General features: G+C 40.4%; 16 protein-coding genes and 1 other annotated feature. Of the genes, 11 read left to right on the top strand and 5 right to left on the bottom strand.

Translation table 11 applies throughout. From position 1 onward, the window contains the following. Positions 1-65: 65 nt before the first annotated feature. Entirely contained in the window at positions 66-1352 is a 1287-nt protein-coding gene (locus ACLPIE_RS20675; protein ID WP_430263584.1) for a CNNM domain-containing protein, read from the bottom strand. 39 nt (positions 1353-1391) lie between these two features. Continuing rightward, on the bottom strand, positions 1392-2183 hold the full coding sequence (locus tag ACLPIE_RS20670; RefSeq protein WP_430263583.1) for a cytochrome C assembly family protein: 792 nt from the start codon (positions 2181-2183) through the stop codon (positions 1392-1394). Positions 2184-2559: 376 nt separating this feature from the next. Here ACLPIE_RS20670 and ffh point away from each other — a divergent pair, with 376 nt between their 5' ends. The 8 genes from ffh (at position 2560) to ACLPIE_RS20630 (ending at position 10630) form a co-directional block, all read left to right on the top strand. Then, positions 2560-3921, top strand: a complete 1362-nt coding sequence (gene ffh / locus ACLPIE_RS20665; RefSeq protein WP_430263582.1) for a signal recognition particle protein — start codon at positions 2560-2562, stop codon at positions 3919-3921. A 136-nt stretch (positions 3922-4057) separates the two neighbouring features. Then, positions 4058-4306 (top strand): 30S ribosomal protein S16, encoded by a 249-nt coding sequence (gene rpsP, locus ACLPIE_RS20660; RefSeq protein ID WP_430263581.1) that lies wholly within the window; start codon positions 4058-4060, stop codon positions 4304-4306. 18 nt (positions 4307-4324) lie between these two features. Beyond that, on the top strand, positions 4325-4870 hold the full coding sequence (gene rimM / locus ACLPIE_RS20655; RefSeq protein ID WP_430263580.1) for a ribosome maturation factor RimM: 546 nt from the start codon (positions 4325-4327) through the stop codon (positions 4868-4870). A gap of 38 nt (positions 4871-4908) precedes the next feature. Next, positions 4909-5673 (top strand): tRNA (guanosine(37)-N1)-methyltransferase TrmD, encoded by a 765-nt coding sequence (gene trmD, locus ACLPIE_RS20650; protein ID WP_430263579.1) that lies wholly within the window; start codon positions 4909-4911, stop codon positions 5671-5673. A 41-nt stretch (positions 5674-5714) separates the two neighbouring features. Continuing rightward, a complete protein-coding gene (rplS, locus tag ACLPIE_RS20645; RefSeq protein ID WP_004264827.1) occupies positions 5715-6068 on the top strand; it encodes a 50S ribosomal protein L19 in 354 nt (117 codons plus the stop codon). 450 nt (positions 6069-6518) lie between these two features. Then, positions 6519-7613, top strand: a complete 1095-nt coding sequence (locus ACLPIE_RS20640; RefSeq protein ID WP_430263578.1) for a 3-deoxy-7-phosphoheptulonate synthase — start codon at positions 6519-6521, stop codon at positions 7611-7613. A 13-nt stretch (positions 7614-7626) separates the two neighbouring features. Then, entirely contained in the window at positions 7627-8748 is a 1122-nt protein-coding gene (gene tyrA, locus ACLPIE_RS20635) for a bifunctional chorismate mutase/prephenate dehydrogenase (RefSeq protein WP_430263577.1), read from the top strand. 316 nt (positions 8749-9064) lie between these two features. Next, positions 9065-10630 carry a methyl-accepting chemotaxis protein gene (locus ACLPIE_RS20630; protein ID WP_430263576.1) on the top strand — a complete coding sequence of 522 codons (1566 nt, stop codon included), beginning with the start codon at positions 9065-9067 and terminating at the stop codon, positions 10628-10630. Positions 10631-10680: 50 nt separating this feature from the next. On the opposite strand, the gene pheA is transcribed toward ACLPIE_RS20630, so the two are convergent. The 3 genes from pheA to bamD all read right to left on the bottom strand — a co-directional run bounded on the left by pheA (position 10681) and on the right by bamD (position 13534). Then, on the bottom strand, positions 10681-11853 hold the full coding sequence (gene pheA, locus ACLPIE_RS20625) for a bifunctional chorismate mutase/prephenate dehydratase (RefSeq protein ID WP_430263575.1): 1173 nt from the start codon (positions 11851-11853) through the stop codon (positions 10681-10683). 26 nt (positions 11854-11879) lie between these two features. Continuing rightward, positions 11880-12005: a sequence feature (Phe leader region), on the bottom strand. Positions 12006-12145: 140 nt separating this feature from the next. Next, a complete protein-coding gene (gene raiA, locus ACLPIE_RS20620; protein ID WP_430263574.1) occupies positions 12146-12475 on the bottom strand; it encodes a ribosome-associated translation inhibitor RaiA in 330 nt (109 codons plus the stop codon). Between the two features lie 327 nt (positions 12476-12802). Then, entirely contained in the window at positions 12803-13534 is a 732-nt protein-coding gene (bamD, locus tag ACLPIE_RS20615) for an outer membrane protein assembly factor BamD (RefSeq protein ID WP_430263573.1), read from the bottom strand. Positions 13535-13671: 137 nt separating this feature from the next. Between bamD and rluD the strand changes: the two genes are divergently transcribed. The 3 genes from rluD (at position 13672) to clpB (ending at position 18080) form a co-directional block, all read left to right on the top strand. Continuing rightward, entirely contained in the window at positions 13672-14649 is a 978-nt protein-coding gene (gene rluD, locus ACLPIE_RS20610; RefSeq protein ID WP_430263572.1) for a 23S rRNA pseudouridine(1911/1915/1917) synthase RluD, read from the top strand. Next, positions 14649-15383 carry a purine nucleoside phosphorylase YfiH gene (gene yfiH, locus ACLPIE_RS20605; RefSeq protein ID WP_430263571.1) on the top strand — a complete coding sequence of 245 codons (735 nt, stop codon included), beginning with the start codon at positions 14649-14651 and terminating at the stop codon, positions 15381-15383. Before rluD ends, yfiH begins: the two co-directional genes overlap by 1 nt. Positions 15384-15506: 123 nt before the next feature. Next, on the top strand, positions 15507-18080 hold the full coding sequence (gene clpB / locus ACLPIE_RS20600) for an ATP-dependent chaperone ClpB (RefSeq protein WP_430263570.1): 2574 nt from the start codon (positions 15507-15509) through the stop codon (positions 18078-18080). Positions 18081-18392 lie beyond the last annotated feature (312 nt).

Below are 18392 nucleotides of genomic sequence, written 5' to 3'. Positions count from 1 at the left end.
ATATCAGCAATGCAAAAAGAGCCTAATCATTAGGCTCTTTTTGCATCTAATCGACTATAAATATTTTATAGGTCAGGGACTTGCGAGCTAAATGCTAGGGGGGTGATCTTCACTTGCTTAACAATATTTTCATTCATCGTTAATACTTCGATCAAGTAATGGCCTACGACAATCTGTTCCTCAGCTTGGGGAATATCACCAATCACTTCTAAAACCATGCCGTTAACCGTCCTAGGACCATCAATGGGTAGATTCCATTCAAAAGCTTTATTCAGCTCGCGAATATTAGCTGAACCGTCCACAAGCACGCTACCATCGCTTTGAGGCAATACCTCTTCAGCCAATGACGGTGACATTGAGGTCGTAAAGTCACCAACTATTTCTTCTAAAATATCCTCAACAGTGATGAGACCTTGAATTTCACCATATTCATCAACAATGATCCCCAGTTTTTCTTTTTTATGTTGAAAATTAACTAGCTGAACATTTAATGGCGTACTATTAGGAATGAAATAAATATTATCGGCTGCTTTAATTAAATTTTGCTTATTAAACTCGCGTTTTTCCATCATTAAGCGGTAAGCTTCGCGAACCCGTAGAATACCAATAGAATCATCGAGGGAATCACGATACAACACAATACGGCCGTGGGGGGAATGAGTTAGTTGGCGAATAATTGATTTCCAATCATCATTGACGTCAATTCCAACAATCTCATTTCTGGGTAGCATGATATCGCCAACAGTGACTTTGTCTAAATCCAATATTGAAATCAACATATCTTGATTTCGGCGGCTAATTTTGTGTTTGGACTCGTTAACAATAGTACGTAATTCTTCTTTGTTGACAGCGTCAGTTCGCACTGTTAATGATTTGACGCCAATACAACGTAGTAACAGGGCTGATAGTGTATTAAATGTCCATACCACAGGCATCATAATGATCTGTAATGGTTTTAATAAATAGCTGCTAGGAAAAGCAATTTTTTCTGGATAAAGCGCTGCAAGCGTTTTAGGCATGACCTCTGCAAAAACAAGGATAATAAAAGTTAAAATCCCCGTAGCCATTGCTACGCCTGCGTTACCATATAATCGCATACCAATAATGGTCGCCAATGCAGAGGCGACAATATTAATTAGATTATTGCCGATAAGCACTAAGCTTAATAGTTTATCTGGGTGTTCAAGTAGCTTTTCGACACGAATTGCAGAGCGATTCCCTTGTTTTGCCAAATGTTTTAAACGATAACGGTTTAGTGTCATCATCCCTGTTTCAGACGCGGAAAAATAAGCTGAAACGAAAATCAAAACAATCAAAATGATGATTAGCGTACTCGTAGACACATCATCCAAAACAAGGTTCCTTATATGAAGGGAGTGGCTGATTTAATTTCAAAATATCATAAATTCTTGTATTAGGCGGTTACCAAAAAAAGCCATTGTTAAGATGATGGAGCCGCCAACATGGAAAAACAAGACGCGTTTACCGCGCCATCCGCCGTGAAAATGCCCCCAAAGTAGGGTAATATAGACAAACCAAGCAATAACGGATAACACTGATTTATGGATATTTTCTTTATCAAAAATATTATCCATATAAATAAAACCCGTACATAAAGTTAGCGTTAATAAAATGACCCCCACTTGGGTGATATGAAACATTTTACGTTCCACGACCATCATCGGTGGCATATCAGGGCTAAATTTTAAAGTTTTATTTTTTAGTTGATGGTCAATTAAAGCCACTTGGAATGCGTATAATGCAGCGATTAATAATGTGGCGTAACTTAAGAGTGCTAACCCAATATGCACAAATAGCGGTACGCTAGCTTCCAAGTGAGTAATAAATTCCCCTGGCATGATAGTGGATAACATCAAATTAATGATGGCAAAACTATATACAATTGGGGTTAAGTACCAAGCTTTGCCACAATACGCGACAACTGTCATGATCAGACACATGAGTAAACTCACCGCTGAACCTAGATTTAGCAGTGTGAGATTCTGCCCCTCAGCTTCACTAAAAATTAGTAACTTCAATGTGATGGCGTGAGTGACTAATGCAACAACGGCAAGTATAAGCGCAAGATGGCGATAAAATAGCTGTTTACGCACTTGACTGGGGATGATCAGCAACAGGCTGACCATGTATGTACAAACTGCTATGACTGCAAATACGGGCATAGTATAGTGTCGTTATTCATTTTTAATGGAAAGTTATTTCATAGTATAACTTGTACGAGTGTAGGCTCCAACTATTGGGCTGGCTAATCACAATATATTCATTGCCAATAGCATTTCATGCGCCAATGGATTTGATTTATCGCGATTAAACTTATGCCATCATAACCTGTATCATCAGTTTCAAACAGGGGGCAGCGAAAAAACAGTGGGCGTGTTACAATAGTACAATTATTTTTAGCGTTGGCTTTTCCTTCATGATTGTCAAGGTACTGATACTTATAATTCAAGTTGTTAGGGATAATACACTTGAAATTGCTTGTATCAGCAACCAGATCAGGCTGGACATCGGCCCATCAACAGAATTGAGCTAAGACATATGTTTGATAATTTAACTGACAGACTATCGCGCACGTTGCGCAATATCAGTGGGCGTGGGCGCTTAACTGATGACAATATTAAAGACACATTACGCGAAGTTCGCATGGCTTTGCTGGAAGCTGACGTTGCTTTACCAGTTGTCCGTGAATTTATCCAAAAAGTCAAAGAAAGTGCCGTTGGTCAAGATGTTAATAAAAGCCTAACACCTGGCCAAGAGTTCATTAAAATTGTTCAGAATGAGCTCACTAGTGCGATGGGGGATGAAAACCATCAACTAAATTTATCTGCGCAGCCTCCAGCCGTTGTTTTAATGGCGGGTTTGCAAGGTGCGGGTAAAACGACCAGTGTTGCAAAATTAGGTAAACTTTTAAAAGAAAAGCAAAAGAAAAAAGTATTAGTAGTATCCGCTGACGTTTACCGCCCTGCGGCAATTAAACAGTTAGAAACATTGGCAGAAACAGTTGGAATTGACTTTTTCCCATCTGATGCACAGGAAAAACCGGCGGCTATCGTACAAAAAGCATTAAAACATGCTCAGCTGCAATTCTACGATGTTTTACTGGTGGATACGGCAGGTCGCTTGCACGTTGATGAAGCGATGATGGAGGAAATCCAAGAGGTTCACCGTATTATCAAGCCTGTAGAAACGCTATTTGTGGTTGATGCCATGACGGGGCAAGATGCGGCAAATACAGCAAAAGCATTTAACGAAGCGCTACCACTGACGGGGGTTGTGTTAACTAAAGTGGATGGCGATGCCCGAGGCGGTGCTGCACTCTCAATTCGAGCTATCACAGGTAAACCAATTAAATTCTTAGGCGTTGGTGAAAAAACGGATGCCTTAGAACCTTTTCATCCTGAACGTGTCGCTTCCCGTATTCTTGGGATGGGAGATGTCATCTCTTTAATTGAAGAGATTGAACATAAAGTAGACCGTGATGAAGCTGAGAAATTAGCTAAAAAACTGAAAACAGGCGATAGCTTTGATTTAAATGATTTTCTAAGTCAATTAAAACAAATGCGCAATATGGGAGGCATGGCGAGCATGATGAGTAAAATGCCTGGCATGTCCCAATTACCTGATGCCGTAAAATCACAGATGGATGATAAAATTACGGTTCGTATGGAAGCAATGATTAACTCTATGACACGTAAAGAGCGTGAGAAACCAGAGATTATTAAGGGATCACGTAAACGTCGTATTGCAGCTGGTTCAGGTACAACAGTGCAGGAAGTTAACCGTCTTCTAAAACAATTTGATGATATGCAACGCATGATGAAGAAAATGAAAAAAGGCGGTCTAGCCAAGATGATGCGCGGCATGAAGGGTATGATGCCTCCGGGATTTCCGGGGCGTTAAGTAATAAAGCCTCAAAGAAAACGCACTTTTGATTGATTTTTGCGTCAAAGTGAGTAAACTTTTCGGGCTTTTTATATGACAACCGGACTCTATCCCTCGATGGAGTCTGGTTGTTTTGTTAACTAATGAGGATGTTATGGTAACAATTCGTTTATCTCGTGGCGGCGCTAAAAAACGTCCGTTCTACCAAATCGTTGTAACCGATAGCCGCAATGCGCGTGATGGTCGTTTCATTGAGCGTGTCGGTTTCTTCAACCCGATCGCGACAGGTCAAGCAGAAGAACTGCGTTTAGACCTAGACCGTATCGAGCATTGGGTTGGCTTAGGTGCAACTATTTCTGACCGTGTTGCACAACTGGTCAAACAAGCTAAGAAAGCAGCTTAATCTGTCGCGGTGGTAACTATGAGCAAGCAAACAAAACTACAGCAACCTGAAAACCCAATTGTGTTGGGTAAATTAGGTGCGGCATATGGTATTCGTGGTTGGCTCAAAGTTTTTTCGTCCACCGAACATGCTGAAAGCATTTTTGATTATCAGCCTTGGTTTATCCAACGTTCGGGTCAATGGCAACACATTGAAATTGAAGATTGGAAACATCATAACAAAGATATCATTGTCAAGCTGAATGGGGTCGATGACCGCGATACAGCTGCGCTTTTGACTAACTTTGAAATTGCGGTTGATTCAACCCAACTTCCTGAGCTAGAAAACGAATACTACTGGAAGGACTTAATGGACTGCCACGTAGTTACGTTACAAGGCTATGACCTTGGTACCGTCACTGACATGATGGAGACCGGTTCTAATGATGTATTGGTCATTAAGGCAAATTTAAAAGATGCATTTGGCATCAAGGAGCGGTTGGTTCCGTTTCTTGATGGGCAGGTTATCAAGAAAGTCGATCTCGAAGCCAAACTCATTGAAGTGGATTGGGATCCTGGTTTTTAAATCTCCGGTTGAACGGTTTTGATAAGTGGGACGAAATCATGTGGATTGGTGTAATTAGCCTGTTTCCCGAAATGTTCCGCGCAATAACCGAGTACGGGGTAACTGGTCGGGCAGTGAAAAATGGCCTGCTAACTCTTGAGTGCTGGAATCCACGGGATTTTACCCATGATAAGCACAAAACTGTTGATGATCGCCCCTATGGTGGTGGTCCAGGCATGCTGATGATGGTGCAGCCACTCAAGGATGCAATCAATACAGCAAGAACTGAGGCTGGTGAGGGCGCGAAAGTTATTTATCTTTCACCTCAAGGGCGCAAACTAAGTCAAGACGGTGTTTGCGAGTTGGCAACCAATAAGAAGTTAATTCTTGTTTGTGGCCGTTATGAAGGCATTGATGAACGGATCATTCAAACCGAAGTTGATGAAGAATGGTCAATCGGTGATTACGTTCTCAGTGGTGGGGAACTCCCCGCAATGGTGTTGATAGACTCTGTCTCACGGTTTATACCAGGGGTACTGGGTCATCAAGCTTCAGCACAAGAAGATTCTTTTGCTGATGGCTTGCTCGATTGTCCGCACTATACCCGCCCTGAAGTGTTAGATGGCATGCAAGTTCCAGACGTTTTGCTTTCAGGAAATCATGCAAAAATAGATAGCTGGCGCATGAAACAATCACTTGGCCGTACCTGGCTTAGAAGACCTGAGCTTCTGGAAAGCCTAGCTCTGACTGACGAGCAGAGGATGCTGCTGACTGAATTCCAAGTTGAATATCAGTCCGAGCAGCAAATGAATCCAGACAATTAATTGTCTAAACATATCAGTTTACCTAGGGTAAGAGAGTTATTATGAGCAACATTATTAAACAACTTGAACAAGAGCAAATGAAGCAGGACGTACCTTCATTCCGTCAGGGTGACACCGTGGAAGTTAAGGTATGGGTCGTAGAAGGCTCTAAAAAACGTCTGCAGGCATTCGAGGGCGTGGTTATCGCTATTCGTAACCGCGGTCTGCACTCTGCATTCACTGTTCGTAAAATTTCTAACGGCGAAGGTGTTGAGCGTGTATTCCAAACTCACTCTCCAGTCGTAGATAGCATTGCTGTTAAACGTCGTGGTGCTGTTCGCAGATCTAAACTGTACTACCTGCGTGAGCGTTCTGGTAAGGCAGCTCGTATCAAAGAGCGTCTGAACGCCAAGTAATACGCTTTCGCTACATCCGAAAGTTATAATATGATAAGGCCCGCATCTGCGGGCCTTTATTCGTTATTTTTCATGCTGTGACGGTGTTGGCTTTGTTCAGCCAAGCAAGTTACACACTTATGTATGCGACCCACCTCCCATTGACTTACCGCCTTGCTACAACTCGAACTATTTATAATATGTTTAAGAAGCTATTTTGTTATTTTGTAAATAAATATTTACGAAATCTCCAATAAAAATGCTAATTCAAATATGAATTATGTTAATTCTATGTGAAATCTATTTTTTATCAATATATTACCAGTGTGTAATCAATTATGTACATCAGTGGAAAAATTTTACATAAATGGATTGAATTGTTTACGATGCATGGTATGTTACTAGCTATGCACCCAAACACAATGCGTAAACAATAAACTAAGCAAATATAAGCTAATAAGTAGGTAAAAAATGATCATGCAAAAAGATGTACTCAACAACGTGAATATTCAAGACGAGCAGGTATTAATCACCCCTGAGAGTCTGAAAGCGAAATATCCGCTGAGTAACAGCAATCTGCATGCCATTGCGACATCGCGACAAGTGATTGCAGATATCATTCATCAACGCGACCCTCGCTTACTCGTGGTATGTGGTCCTTGCTCAATCCATGATGTGGATGCGGCTATTGAATATGGTGAGCGTCTACAAAAATTAGCCGAAGAATTAAGTGATAGCTTATATATTGTGATGCGTGTGTACTTTGAAAAACCTCGTACAACAGTGGGTTGGAAAGGCTTAATTAGTGACCCATTTATGGATGGCACTTTTCAAATGGAAAAAGGTTTGCATATTGCTCGTGACCTGTTAACCAATTTAGTGAACATGGGGCTGCCCTTAGCAACAGAAGCATTGGACCCTAATAACCCTCAATACTTGGGGGATTTATTCAGTTGGTCTGCGATTGGTGCAAGAACGACAGAGTCACAGACTCACCGTGAAATGGCTTCAGGCTTATCCATGCCAGTGGGTTTTAAAAATGGAACGGATGGGAGTTTATCTACAGCAATTAATGCATTAAAAGCAGCTGCTATGCCACACCGTTTCATGGGGATTAACCAGTCAGGGCAAGTGTGTTTATTGCATACAAAAGGAAATAACAATGGCCACGTTATTTTACGTGGTGGTAAAACGCCAAACTACAGCGCTGAAGATATTGCTGCTTGTGAAGCTGAAATGACCAAAGCCGGTTTACAGCCATCACTCATGGTGGATTGTAGTCATGGTAACTCAAATAAAGACTACCGTCGTCAACCGCTTGTTGTTGATTCAATTATTGAGCAAATAATTAATGGCAATGAATCAATTACAGGTATTATGTTAGAAAGCCATATTAATGAAGGCAATCAAACGTCTGAACAAGCTCGTGAAGCCATGAAGTATGGCGTTTCAGTGACAGATGCTTGCATTAACTGGCAGACAACAGAAACTGTATTGCGCAATTTACATCAGGCATTATCACCTGTGCTTGAACAACGTGCGCAAAAATTAAGTAAAGTGAGCTGATCAAGGTATTAGTATGTCTGTTGAGTTATCCCATTTACGGGAACAAATTGATGAAGTTGATAAATCACTGTTAGATTTATTAGCAAAAAGATTGCAGCTAGTTGCTGAAGTCGGGGAAGTTAAAAGCTTACATGGCTTACCGATTTATGTGCCTGAGCGTGAAACAAATATGTTGGCAGCTCGTCGCGCCGAAGCTGAGCATATGGGGATACCTCCTGATCTGATCGAAGATATTTTACGACGGATCATGCGTGAATCTTATGCTCGAGAAAATGACAAAGGGTTCAAAACATTGAACCCTTCAGCTGGTCCAATTGTTATTGTTGGTGGTGATGGGAAAATGGGGCGGTTATTTCACCGTCTTCTTACTTTATCGGGCTACCAAGTTAAAACATTGAATGAAGGTGATTGGCCACAGGCAGAATCTATTGTGGCTGGGGCGAGTGTGGTGATCATCAGTGTGCCTATTCATTCAACAGTGCAGGTGATCAATCAATTGCCTAAACTGGATAAGAGCACGATACTGATGGATATTGCGTCGATTAAGCAGCAGCCATTAGAGGCGATGTTAGCGGTACATGATGGCCCTGTGCTTGGTCTTCATCCAATGTTTGGTCCCGATATTGGCAGTGTTGCAAAACAGGTATTTGCTTACTGTAATGGTCGTAATGCTGAGTCTTATCAATGGTTTCTCGAACAGTTAACAGTTTGGGGAGCTCGATTAAAAGAAATTTCAGCATCAGAGCACGATAAAAATATGAGTTTTATCCAAGCATTGCGCCATTTTACAACTTTTACCTATGGGCAAAATTTAGCGGATGAAAAGGTAGATTTGCAGCAATTACTTGATCTATCGTCTCCTATTTATCGTTTAGAACTTGCAATGGTTGGGCGTTTATTTGCACAAGATCCTCAATTGTATGCAGATATTATTATGTCTTCAGACGAAAATATTGAGTTGATCCGCCGTTATCATCAGCTTTTAGGTTGCTCGATTGAGCTTCTAGAGAAAAAAGATAAAGCTGAATTTATTCGCCAATTTAATCTAGTAAGTGAATGGTTTGGCGAAGATGCCCACCATTTTATGAAAGAAAGTCAATCGTTATTACAGCGAGCGAACGATAATCGTAAGTAATGATCTCTGCCTTCTATCGTTTTTTTTAGCGCTAGAGGGCTTTCTTTTTTCTGTTAATTTATTGTTATGCTTGATAAAATTTCATTTTAGCTGATTGTATTTTAACTGTTTATTTAAAATAAGTAATTTTACTTATTTCTGTAGTTTCTATCGAATCACTTCCTCCTTCTCTTCATTTTGAATTTATCCGCTATTTAATTTCAAATTAATCGATCAATAAAATTGATATTTAAAAATCAAACGCTTTATCTGGTAAAGATATAAGCCATTTTACCGATAACACTACTCATTCAATGATGGCTAGCGTGGTAAATATATGTCTTTTAAAAATCTCAAAATTAGTATGAAGTTAACGATAGCATTTGGGGGATTTGTGACGCTTATTATCCTGAGTTCGCTCTTTTCTTTAGCCAATATGAATCGAGCTAATGATGGTATGAAGCAAGTCCTGTATGAAAGTTATCCTATCGCCTCTACAGCAGGGCAAATGATGGATAACTTTTATTCTTTTATTGGGATACAAGAGCTTATTTTACTTGATGATCGTGGTAGCGATAAACGCAAGGAAGAGTTAGCTAAAATTACATTAAAAATTAATCAATTGGTGGATAGCCTAGAGAATAACGTTACAGATGATCGCTCTAAAGAGGTTCTGGCTGATTTGCATGTTATTCGCCAACAGTTTCATGCATCGATTGCGCGTATTAATGCGCTTTTATCAGAGAATAATCGTCAAGCTGCTATTGACGAAATGATGACTAAAACGTCTAGTATCCAACGTGATTATAGAGATCAAATTCAAACTTTAATGGCCATTCAAGATCTGGAGATGCAGGAGATTGGTCGTAAAGTGAATGCGGATTATGAAAGCAATAAAATATTACTCGCTTTTTTATCCGTGATAAGTATTGCTATAGGCTGTGTGATGGGGTGGTTTATCACTACGATGATCACTCGTCCACTTGAAAGTGCGGTTGGTATTGCTCAGTCAATTGCTAATGGAGATCTAACAAAAGATGTTAAAGTTGATTCAAAAGATGAAACAGGAATTTTACTGAATGCCTTAAATGATATGAAAATTCAATTAGTTGAAATTGTCCAAGAGGTACAAAAAGGGTCTGAAAGTATTTCTGCGGCAGCTGGGCAAATTGTTGCAGGTAACCAAAACTTAGCTGCTCGTACAGAAGAACAAGCCGCATCAGTTGAGGAAACAGCAAGCTCGATGGAACAAATTGCGTCCACAGTTAAAAACACCACCGAACATACCCATGAAGCAAGTTTATTAGCAGAACAAGCAGCAATGGTTGTACAAAATAATGGCCAAATGATGAGCCAAGTAACTAATAAGATGAGAGCGATTAATGGGTCAGCATTGAAAATGGCGGATATTATTAATCTCATTGATTCTATTGCTTTTCAGACAAATATTTTAGCGTTAAATGCCTCAGTCGAAGCTGCAAGAGCAGGGGAGCATGGACGTGGTTTTGCAGTTGTTGCAGGTGAAGTGCGTTTATTAGCACAAAAAAGTGCCACTTCCGCTAATGATATTCGAGGGCTAATTGAGAACTCTTCATCACAGACGAAAGAAGGTATGGAGTTAGTTGAAAAAGCAACGGAACAAATCCATGGCATGATTGATAGTGTGAAAGAAATGAATACGTTATTGCAGGAAATTGGCCAAGCGAGCCAAGAGGAAAGTGATGGAATTTCACAAATTAATAGCGCGGTTGGTCAACTAGACCTAACGACTCAACAAAATGCGAGCTTAGTTGAAGAATCTGTTGTTGCAGCAGACTCATTAAATGAACAAGCACTCCACCTTAAAAATTTGGTTAATTACTTCCGGATTAATTCAAATTATCAATCTGAAACTATTGCATAATAATAAATAAAGGTTGCCTTAATCTAAGGTAACCTTTATTTAGTTGGATGTTATGGCGTAATCTTTTCAGGTTCAACAGGAATCACATTTTCCGATGGATAACAGCCTAAGATTTTTATAGAACGGGTAATGCTAGAAAGTTCTTTCAAAGCTTGTTGCATATTATCTGAACGTAGGTTTGCATGCACATCCACATAAAACATTTCTTCCCATGGTTTTCCATTAATTGGGCGAGATTCTAATTTGCTCATGATTATTTTATTATTTTTCAAAATAACTAATGCATCAACTAAGGCGCCAGCTTGTTGACCAGTCGTCATCAATAGTGTTGTTTTTGCTGGCACTTGTTCTGTAACTTCAATTGGTTGTGGTGCCACAACAATAAAGCGGGTCATATTAATTTGTTGATTAGCAAGGTTATGTTCTATTACTTGCAAGTTATACAGAGCACCACCTGCTTCACTACCCAATGCCGCAACATTAGGTGAGTTTTGTTCTGCAACCATCTGCATTGCGGTTGAAGTGCTATCGCAATATTTGATGTTCCAATGCGGGAACTGGGCTAAATATTGGCTGCATTGTTGAAAAGGCTGAGGGTGGCTATATACAGTATCAATAAGACTTAAATCAGCGTTTCCTGTTGTTAGAAGGCAATGATTAATAGGGAGGCGGATTTCACCTACAATGGATAATGATGTATTTTGCAGTAAATCGTAAACATCATTGATCGCCCCTGAACTGGTATTTTCTATCGGTAAAATACCATATTCAGCTTGACCACTTTCAACTAATGAAAAAATATCTTGGAATTTATGGCAGCTGCATTCGACCAGTTGATCGAAATGACGAGCAGAATATTGGCGTGCAGCAATATGCGAATAAGAACCTTTAGGGCCTAAAAAAGCGAAGCGGGCAGTATCGCTGGGTGTTAAATTTAAATGCTTTTGCAAAATAGCTTGTTGTGTAAGGACTGAGTCCTCAATGATCATTTGAAATAGACGGGTAACATAAAAACCATCAAGCCCAAGAGGTTTTCCCTTATTGATTAAAACATCAAGTAGTTGGCGCTCTCGGTCTTTATCTCGAATCGGGCGATTATCATCAATTTTGGTTTCTGCTACTTCAATTGCATAACCACGACGTTTCGCCAAAAGATTCAGTAACTCACTATCCAGTTGGCTAATTTTTTCTCTTACTTTTAGTAAATTAGTGCTATTTTCCATTTTGCCCACCCTGTCAATGTCGTGATATAAAAAAAGCCCCCTATAGTTGGGGGCTTTCTAATCTTGTCTTCTTTTTTTTCTCGAACGACAAAAACCCCCTTGATTAAGAGTAGCTAAAAAAGAAAGAAAAAAAGACAAAACTAAGATTCATGTGCAACACCTATTATTAGACCTGTATTAAATAGACCCGATAGTGATTAAGAAGTCAATAAAAAAGGAGCAGAAATATAAAAAACGCGCCCACTATGGACGCGTTTACAAGGTTCAAGATAAGGTATTAGATAATATAAAATTATAACGTAACGAGGTTCGCTTCTTTTACACTATTGTTTGCTCTTCTTGATTCTCCTTTATGTTGCACTTTGTTGAGTTGCCTTTCGAGCTTGTTAATCAATTCATTTATTGCTACGTACATATCTTCATGTTTGGCGCTTGCGACTAATTTTCCTGTCGCTGTTTTTATATTGGCATCAACCATGAAACCTTGAAGCTCTTTTGATAATACAACATGGGTATTAATCAATGAAACTTGCCATTTATCGAGTTTTGCTAGACGGTTCTCAATGTGTTCACGAATCGCAGGGGTAATGTCCATTTGTTTACTAGTAATGTTCACTATCATATAGTTACCTCTCATTGTTTCCGTCTTCGTTGAGTTCAGAATACTCGTTCTTATTAAGAATAAATTGATTCAGATCACATCTAATTCAAGGGAGAGTGAATGCACCTCTGAAGTGTGATTTCACGTAAAAAAGGGAAGAAAAAGCATTGCCAAAATGAATGGTTTAGGGGAAACTGATTAAGTTGGCTAGTTGTACGGTAAATAGCCAGAGCTTTTTTTGGGTAAAAATTTAGTGCGCCAAAAAAGTAAGCGAACCAGATAGTTACTGGTTGTTGCCAACAAAGAAAAACAGCAGCCAAGGCTGCTGTTTTAGATCTTATAGCAACATTATTGTGGGTTTGCTGCGATAATACTCGCCACTTTATTTGCTTCTTGATCCAATCCCATCTCGTTATAGGCAATTTTCATGTATTCCAAGGCATTGCGAGTAGCTTCAGTGTCTGGGTAGTCTTTTAGCATTTGTTGAGCACGATTAACAACCGCGACATAAGCCCCGCGTTTGTTGTAGTATTCAACAACAGAAAGATCGAATTTTGCTAAGCGGTCTTTCAAGAAAATTAAACGCTTGCTAGCATCATTTGAGTACAAACTGTTAGGATAGTAACGAACCAATTGGCTAAAGTCTTTGAATGCAACGCGTGCATGCTGTGGGTCCCTATCTGAACGGTCTATACCAAATAGCCCTTGCAGTAAGCTATCATCTAAGGCCATAGCGGTTAGACCACGCATATAAAGAACATAGTCAATATTTGGATGAGTTGGATTCAAACGCATGAAACGGTCAATTGCGGCTATCGCCATTGGCAGCTCTGCTGATTTATAATATGCATAAATTAGGTCTAATTGGACCTGTTGAGCATATGGGCCAAACGGATAACGGTTATCGAGTGCTTCAAATTGCTTAATAGCAGCTTTAAAGTTGCCATCCTGTAATTTTTGCTGACCCGTATTATAGATTTCAGCTGGGGAGCTATCAGGGCTGACTTCATTGTTGCTGGAGCAGCCGACTAAAACCAGACTTAACGTGGCAGCGGCCACCAGATTTTTCATACGTATCATCACGTGTAGGTTATCCTCTGAGTGTTTCGAGGGAGTCTATCCATAAGGCTCCCGGCAAAATTCGAGTTACAATAGCATATATTTTAAATGAAACGGCTGTGCCGTCAAAATACAAACATCAAAAAGTAGATTAATTTATGGCTCAACAAGTACAACTTAGTGCAATTATCGCTGAATCACAGCTCGGTCAACGTTTAGATCAGGCTTTAGCCGAATTGTTCCCTGATTATTCTCGTTCACGCATAAAAGAGTGGATTTTAGCTGATAGAGTGCAGGTTAATGGCAAAGTTATCAATAAGCCAAAAGAAAAAGTTTTTGGCAGTGAACAAATTTTAATCGATGCCCTCATCGAAGAAGATAGTCGCTGGGAACCTCAAGATATCCCACTTAATGTTGTTTATGAAGATGAAGATATCCTAATTATTAATAAACCGCGTGATTTAGTGGTGCATCCTGGAGCTGGTAACCCAGATGGAACTATCTTGAATGCCCTACTTTACCGTTACCCTGAAATTGCCGATGTGCCAAGAGCAGGTATTGTCCATCGGTTAGATAAAGACACGACAGGTTTGATGGTTGTTGCAAAAACGGTTCCTGCACAAACGCACTTAGTTGATGCATTGCAACGTAGAGAAATCACGCGTGAGTATGAAGCGGTAGCGGTTGGCCGTATGACCGCAGGCGGCATGGTAGAGGAGCCAATTTCACGGCATCCAACTAAAAGAACACACATGGCGGTTCATCCAATGGGTAAACCTGCGGTGACACATTACCGAGTGATGGAGCATTTTAGAGCCCACACCCGCTTACGTTTACGCTTGGAAACAGGTAGAACACATCAAATCCGTGTTCATATGGCCCATATCAATCACCCATTAATTGGTGACCCTTTATACGGCGGCCGTCCTCGTCCATTAAAAGGGGCGACAGAAGAGTTTTTGGCAGTGATGCGTAATTTTGATCGTCAAGCACTACACGCAACGATGTTACGCCTTTATCATCCAATTTCAGGTATTCAAATGGAGTGGCATGCACCGTTGCCTGATGATATGGTTGAGCTTATTGAAGCCCTAAAAGCAGATACTGAGCTGCACAAAGACGACATGGACTGGTAATGAATACATTGATTTTCCCTGATTGGCCACAACCTAAAAACGTTGCGAGCTGTAGCACTACTCGTGCGGGCGGTGTGAGCCTACCGCCTTTTAATAGCTTGAATTTAGGTGATCATGTTGGGGATGACCCCAATGCTGTCAGCGAAAATCGACAATATCTTGAAAAACTTGCTCAACTGCCACAGCAACCTGTTTGGCTTGAGCAAGTTCATGGTACCCATGTCCTCCATCTAGATGGTAATGAAGTGCTTAATAAACAAGCAGATGCAGTGTATAGCGATCAGGTAGGGCAAGTTTGTGCGATTATGACTGCAGATTGCTTGCCTGTTTTGTTCTGTAATAAAGCAGGTACTGAAGTCGCGGCTGCACACGCAGGTTGGCGTGGGTTATGTCATGGGGTTCTCGAAAATACAATCAGCCAATTTATAAGCCCTAAAAATGAAATCATGGCATGGCTTGGTCCAGCTATTGGTGCTAAAAAGTTTGAAGTTGGCGCAGAAGTTAAAGATGCTTTTGTTAATCAATCGACCGATTTAGCCTCTGCTTTTATTTCCTATAATAATAAATATCTGGCTGATATTTATTTATTAGCGCGTAAAAAAATACAGGCGGCGGGTATTCGCTCTATATATGGCGGTGATTTTTGTACAGTAACGGATGCAAACAGATTTTTTTCCTATAGACGCGAAGGAAAAACGGGGAGAATGGCATCTCTAATATGGGTATCTAACTAATTTTAGAATTATAATCTAAATTAATGGATATATTAAAAATAATTTCATGCGAAACTTGAATACTTAAAAACCGACCTCATTTAATATCCAGTAGCAAATTTAATCTCATTTATCGGAGGTGTTATGCGTCTGGATCGTTTAACTAATAAATTCCAGCAAGCTCTCGCTGACGCCCAATCATTAGCCCTTGGGCGCGAAAACCAATTTATTGAACCTATTCACCTATTAAGTGCCTTGTTTAATCAAGAAGGTGGCACAGTCCGTCCTTTGCTGACGACGTTAGGCGTTAATGCTGTGCAGTTTCAACAGAAAATTGAGGATACATTAGCGCGTTTACCTCAAGTGCAAGGTGTCGCGGGAGACGTTCAACCATCAAGTGACTTAATGCGTCATTTGAATTTATGTGATCAGTTGGCACAAAAGCATGGAGATGACTTTATCTCCTCAGAATTATTTCTTATCGCCGCTTTAGAAGCCAATACAACATTAGCAGACATGCTCAAAGCAGCAGGTGTTAATAAAGATAATTTAAAAAAGGCAATAGAACAGATGCGTGGTGGAGAAAAAGTGAATGACCAAAGCGCTGAAGACCAGCGTCAAGCTTTGAAAAAATATACGGTAGATCTAACTGAACGTGCAGAGCAAGGTAAATTAGACCCTGTCATCGGGCGTGACGAAGAAATTCGCCGTACCATTCAAGTACTACAACGTCGTACCAAAAATAACCCCGTTTTAATTGGTGAACCGGGTGTTGGTAAAACGGCGATTGTGGAAGGGCTAGCTCAGCGTATCGTTAATGGTGAAATTCCTGAAGGATTAAAAAATAAACGTGTATTGTCTCTCGATATGGGCGCATTGATTGCAGGTGCTAAATATCGTGGTGAGTTTGAAGAGCGTTTAAAAGCTGTCTTGAATGACCTTGCTAAACAAGAAGGTAACGTCATTCTATTTATCGATGAACTGCATACGATGGTCGGTGCAGGTAAAGCCGATGGTGCAATGGATGCGGGTAATATGTTGAAACCTGCACTGGCACGAGGTGAGCTACACTGCGTTGGTGCAACGACATTAGATGAGTATCGTCAATATATTGAAAAAGACCCTGCGTTGGAGCGCCGTTTCCAAAAAGTTTATGTTGCAGAGCCATCAGTTGAAGACACTATTGCAATTTTACGTGGTTTGAAAGAGCGTTATGAGCTGCACCACCATGTACAAATCACTGACCCTGCGATTGTCGCAGCAGCAACATTATCGCATCGATATATAACCGATCGTATGCTACCAGACAAAGCTATCGACTTAATCGATGAGGCTGGTGCAAGTCTACGAATGCAAATGGATTCAAAACCTGAATCTTTGGACAGGCTTGAGCGCCGTATTATTCAGCTTAAACTTGAACAACAAGCGCTGAAAAAAGAATCCGATGAAGCCAGTAAAAAACGTCTTGAAATGTTAGAAGAAGAACTGGCAGAAAAAGAGCGTGAATACTCTGCGTTAGAAGAAGAGTGGAAAGCAGAAAAAGCCTCATTGACGGGAACTCAGCATATTAAAGCTGAACTGGAAAATACGCGTATTGAAATGGAAAAAGCGCGTCGTATGGGCGATTTAGCTAAAATGTCTGAATTGCAGTATGGTCGAATTCCAGAGCTCGAAAAACAACTTGAAGCCGCAACAAAAGCAGAAAGTAAAAGCATGAAGCTTTTACGTAATAAAGTAACAGATGTTGAAATTGCAGAAATACTTGCGCGTTGGACAGGCATCCCGGTTTCCAGAATGCTTGAGAGCGAAAGAGAAAAACTGCTACGTATGGAGCAACAACTCCATCAACGTGTTATTGGGCAAGATGAAGCCGTAGTGGCAGTATCAAATGCGATTCGTCGTAGCCGTGCGGGGTTATCTGATCCTAACAGGCCAATAGGTTCATTTATGTTCTTAGGGCCTACCGGTGTCGGTAAAACTGAGCTCTGTAAAGCGCTCGCAAACTTTATGTTTGATAGTGATGATGCGATGGTGCGTATCGACATGTCTGAATTTATGGAAAAACATGCGGTATCACGTTTAGTTGGTGCACCTCCAGGCTATGTGGGCTATGAAGAAGGTGGATACCTAACAGAAGCGGTTCGTCGTCGTCCATATTCAGTTATTTTATTGGATGAAGTAGAAAAGGCACATCCAGATGTTTTCAATATTTTATTGCAAGTGCTGGATGATGGGCGCTTAACTGATGGTCAAGGTAGAACTGTAGACTTCCGTAATACGGTGATCATCATGACATCTAACTTGGGCTCGGATTTAATCCAAGAAAGATTTGGCATGATAGGTTATTCCGAAATGAAAGATATGTTGATGGAAGTTGTATCTCAAAGCTTCAGGCCTGAATTTATTAACCGTATTGATGAGGTAGTTGTATTCCACCCATTAGGTAAAGAACAAATTACCAATATTGCGAACATTCAGTTGGCTCGTTTGTACAAACGTCTGGAAGAGCATGGTTATGAAGTGAGTGCGACCCCAGCTGCGCTGGAGAAAATCGGCGAAGCAGGTTTTGACCCAATATTTGGTGCTAGACCTCTGAAACGTGCTATTCAGCAGGAAATAGAGAACCCATTGGCACAAGAAATCTTGTCTGGTCGGTTACTCCCAGGAAAACCTGTTGTTCTAGATGTTGAAAATGATGAAATCGTTGCGAAACAGTAACAGATGTCATTATAAAAGGTAAAAAGAAAGAAGGTGGCTATAAATTAGTCACCTTTTTTGCTTGGGTTGTGGGTAAAACTGCTTTTTTTGATTGAGATTTGGGCGTAAAGTATAAAATATAATCGGTTGGTAATTATTTTTGAAAAAACACTTGCCAGATTTTTCTGACTCCCTATAATGCGCCACCACTGACCGGGAACAAGACAACGCAAAGCGCGATGAACACTGAAACGGCAGCGAGAGATTCTGAAAAGAAAAAGCAAAAAAATGCTTGACTCTCACGGAGGAAAACGTAATATACGCCTCCTCGCA

The sequence above is a fragment of the Providencia sp. Me31A genome, assembly GCF_050487165.1.
Lineage (GTDB): Bacteria > Pseudomonadota > Gammaproteobacteria > Enterobacterales > Enterobacteriaceae > Providencia.
Note: the sequence above shows the minus strand (reverse complement) of the source record. Positions and strands in the feature narration are given on the sequence as shown.

What these genes read in the sequence shown, in the direction of transcription:
- rplS (WP_004264827.1), top strand. Translation starts at nt 5,715, where the DNA reads ATGAGCAACATTATTAAACAACTTGAACAAGAGCAAATGAAGCAGGAC.
- rpsP (WP_430263581.1), top strand. Translation starts at nt 4,058, where the DNA reads ATGGTAACAATTCGTTTATCTCGTGGCGGCGCTAAAAAACGTCCGTTC.
- clpB (WP_430263570.1), top strand. Translation starts at nt 15,507, where the DNA reads ATGCGTCTGGATCGTTTAACTAATAAATTCCAGCAAGCTCTCGCTGAC.
- ACLPIE_RS20630 (WP_430263576.1), top strand. Translation starts at nt 9,065, where the DNA reads ATGTCTTTTAAAAATCTCAAAATTAGTATGAAGTTAACGATAGCATTT.
- tyrA (WP_430263577.1), top strand. Translation starts at nt 7,627, where the DNA reads ATGTCTGTTGAGTTATCCCATTTACGGGAACAAATTGATGAAGTTGAT.
- ACLPIE_RS20640 (WP_430263578.1), top strand. Translation starts at nt 6,519, where the DNA reads ATGATCATGCAAAAAGATGTACTCAACAACGTGAATATTCAAGACGAG.
- bamD (WP_430263573.1), bottom strand. Translation starts at nt 13,534, where the DNA reads ATGATACGTATGAAAAATCTGGTGGCCGCTGCCACGTTAAGTCTGGTT.
- ACLPIE_RS20670 (WP_430263583.1), bottom strand. Translation starts at nt 2,183, where the DNA reads ATGCCCGTATTTGCAGTCATAGCAGTTTGTACATACATGGTCAGCCTG.
- rluD (WP_430263572.1), top strand. Translation starts at nt 13,672, where the DNA reads ATGGCTCAACAAGTACAACTTAGTGCAATTATCGCTGAATCACAGCTC.
- raiA (WP_430263574.1), bottom strand. Translation starts at nt 12,475, where the DNA reads ATGATAGTGAACATTACTAGTAAACAAATGGACATTACCCCTGCGATT.
- rimM (WP_430263580.1), top strand. Translation starts at nt 4,325, where the DNA reads ATGAGCAAGCAAACAAAACTACAGCAACCTGAAAACCCAATTGTGTTG.
- trmD (WP_430263579.1), top strand. Translation starts at nt 4,909, where the DNA reads ATGTGGATTGGTGTAATTAGCCTGTTTCCCGAAATGTTCCGCGCAATA.
- pheA (WP_430263575.1), bottom strand. Translation starts at nt 11,853, where the DNA reads ATGGAAAATAGCACTAATTTACTAAAAGTAAGAGAAAAAATTAGCCAA.
- yfiH (WP_430263571.1), top strand. Translation starts at nt 14,649, where the DNA reads ATGAATACATTGATTTTCCCTGATTGGCCACAACCTAAAAACGTTGCG.
- ffh (WP_430263582.1), top strand. Translation starts at nt 2,560, where the DNA reads ATGTTTGATAATTTAACTGACAGACTATCGCGCACGTTGCGCAATATC.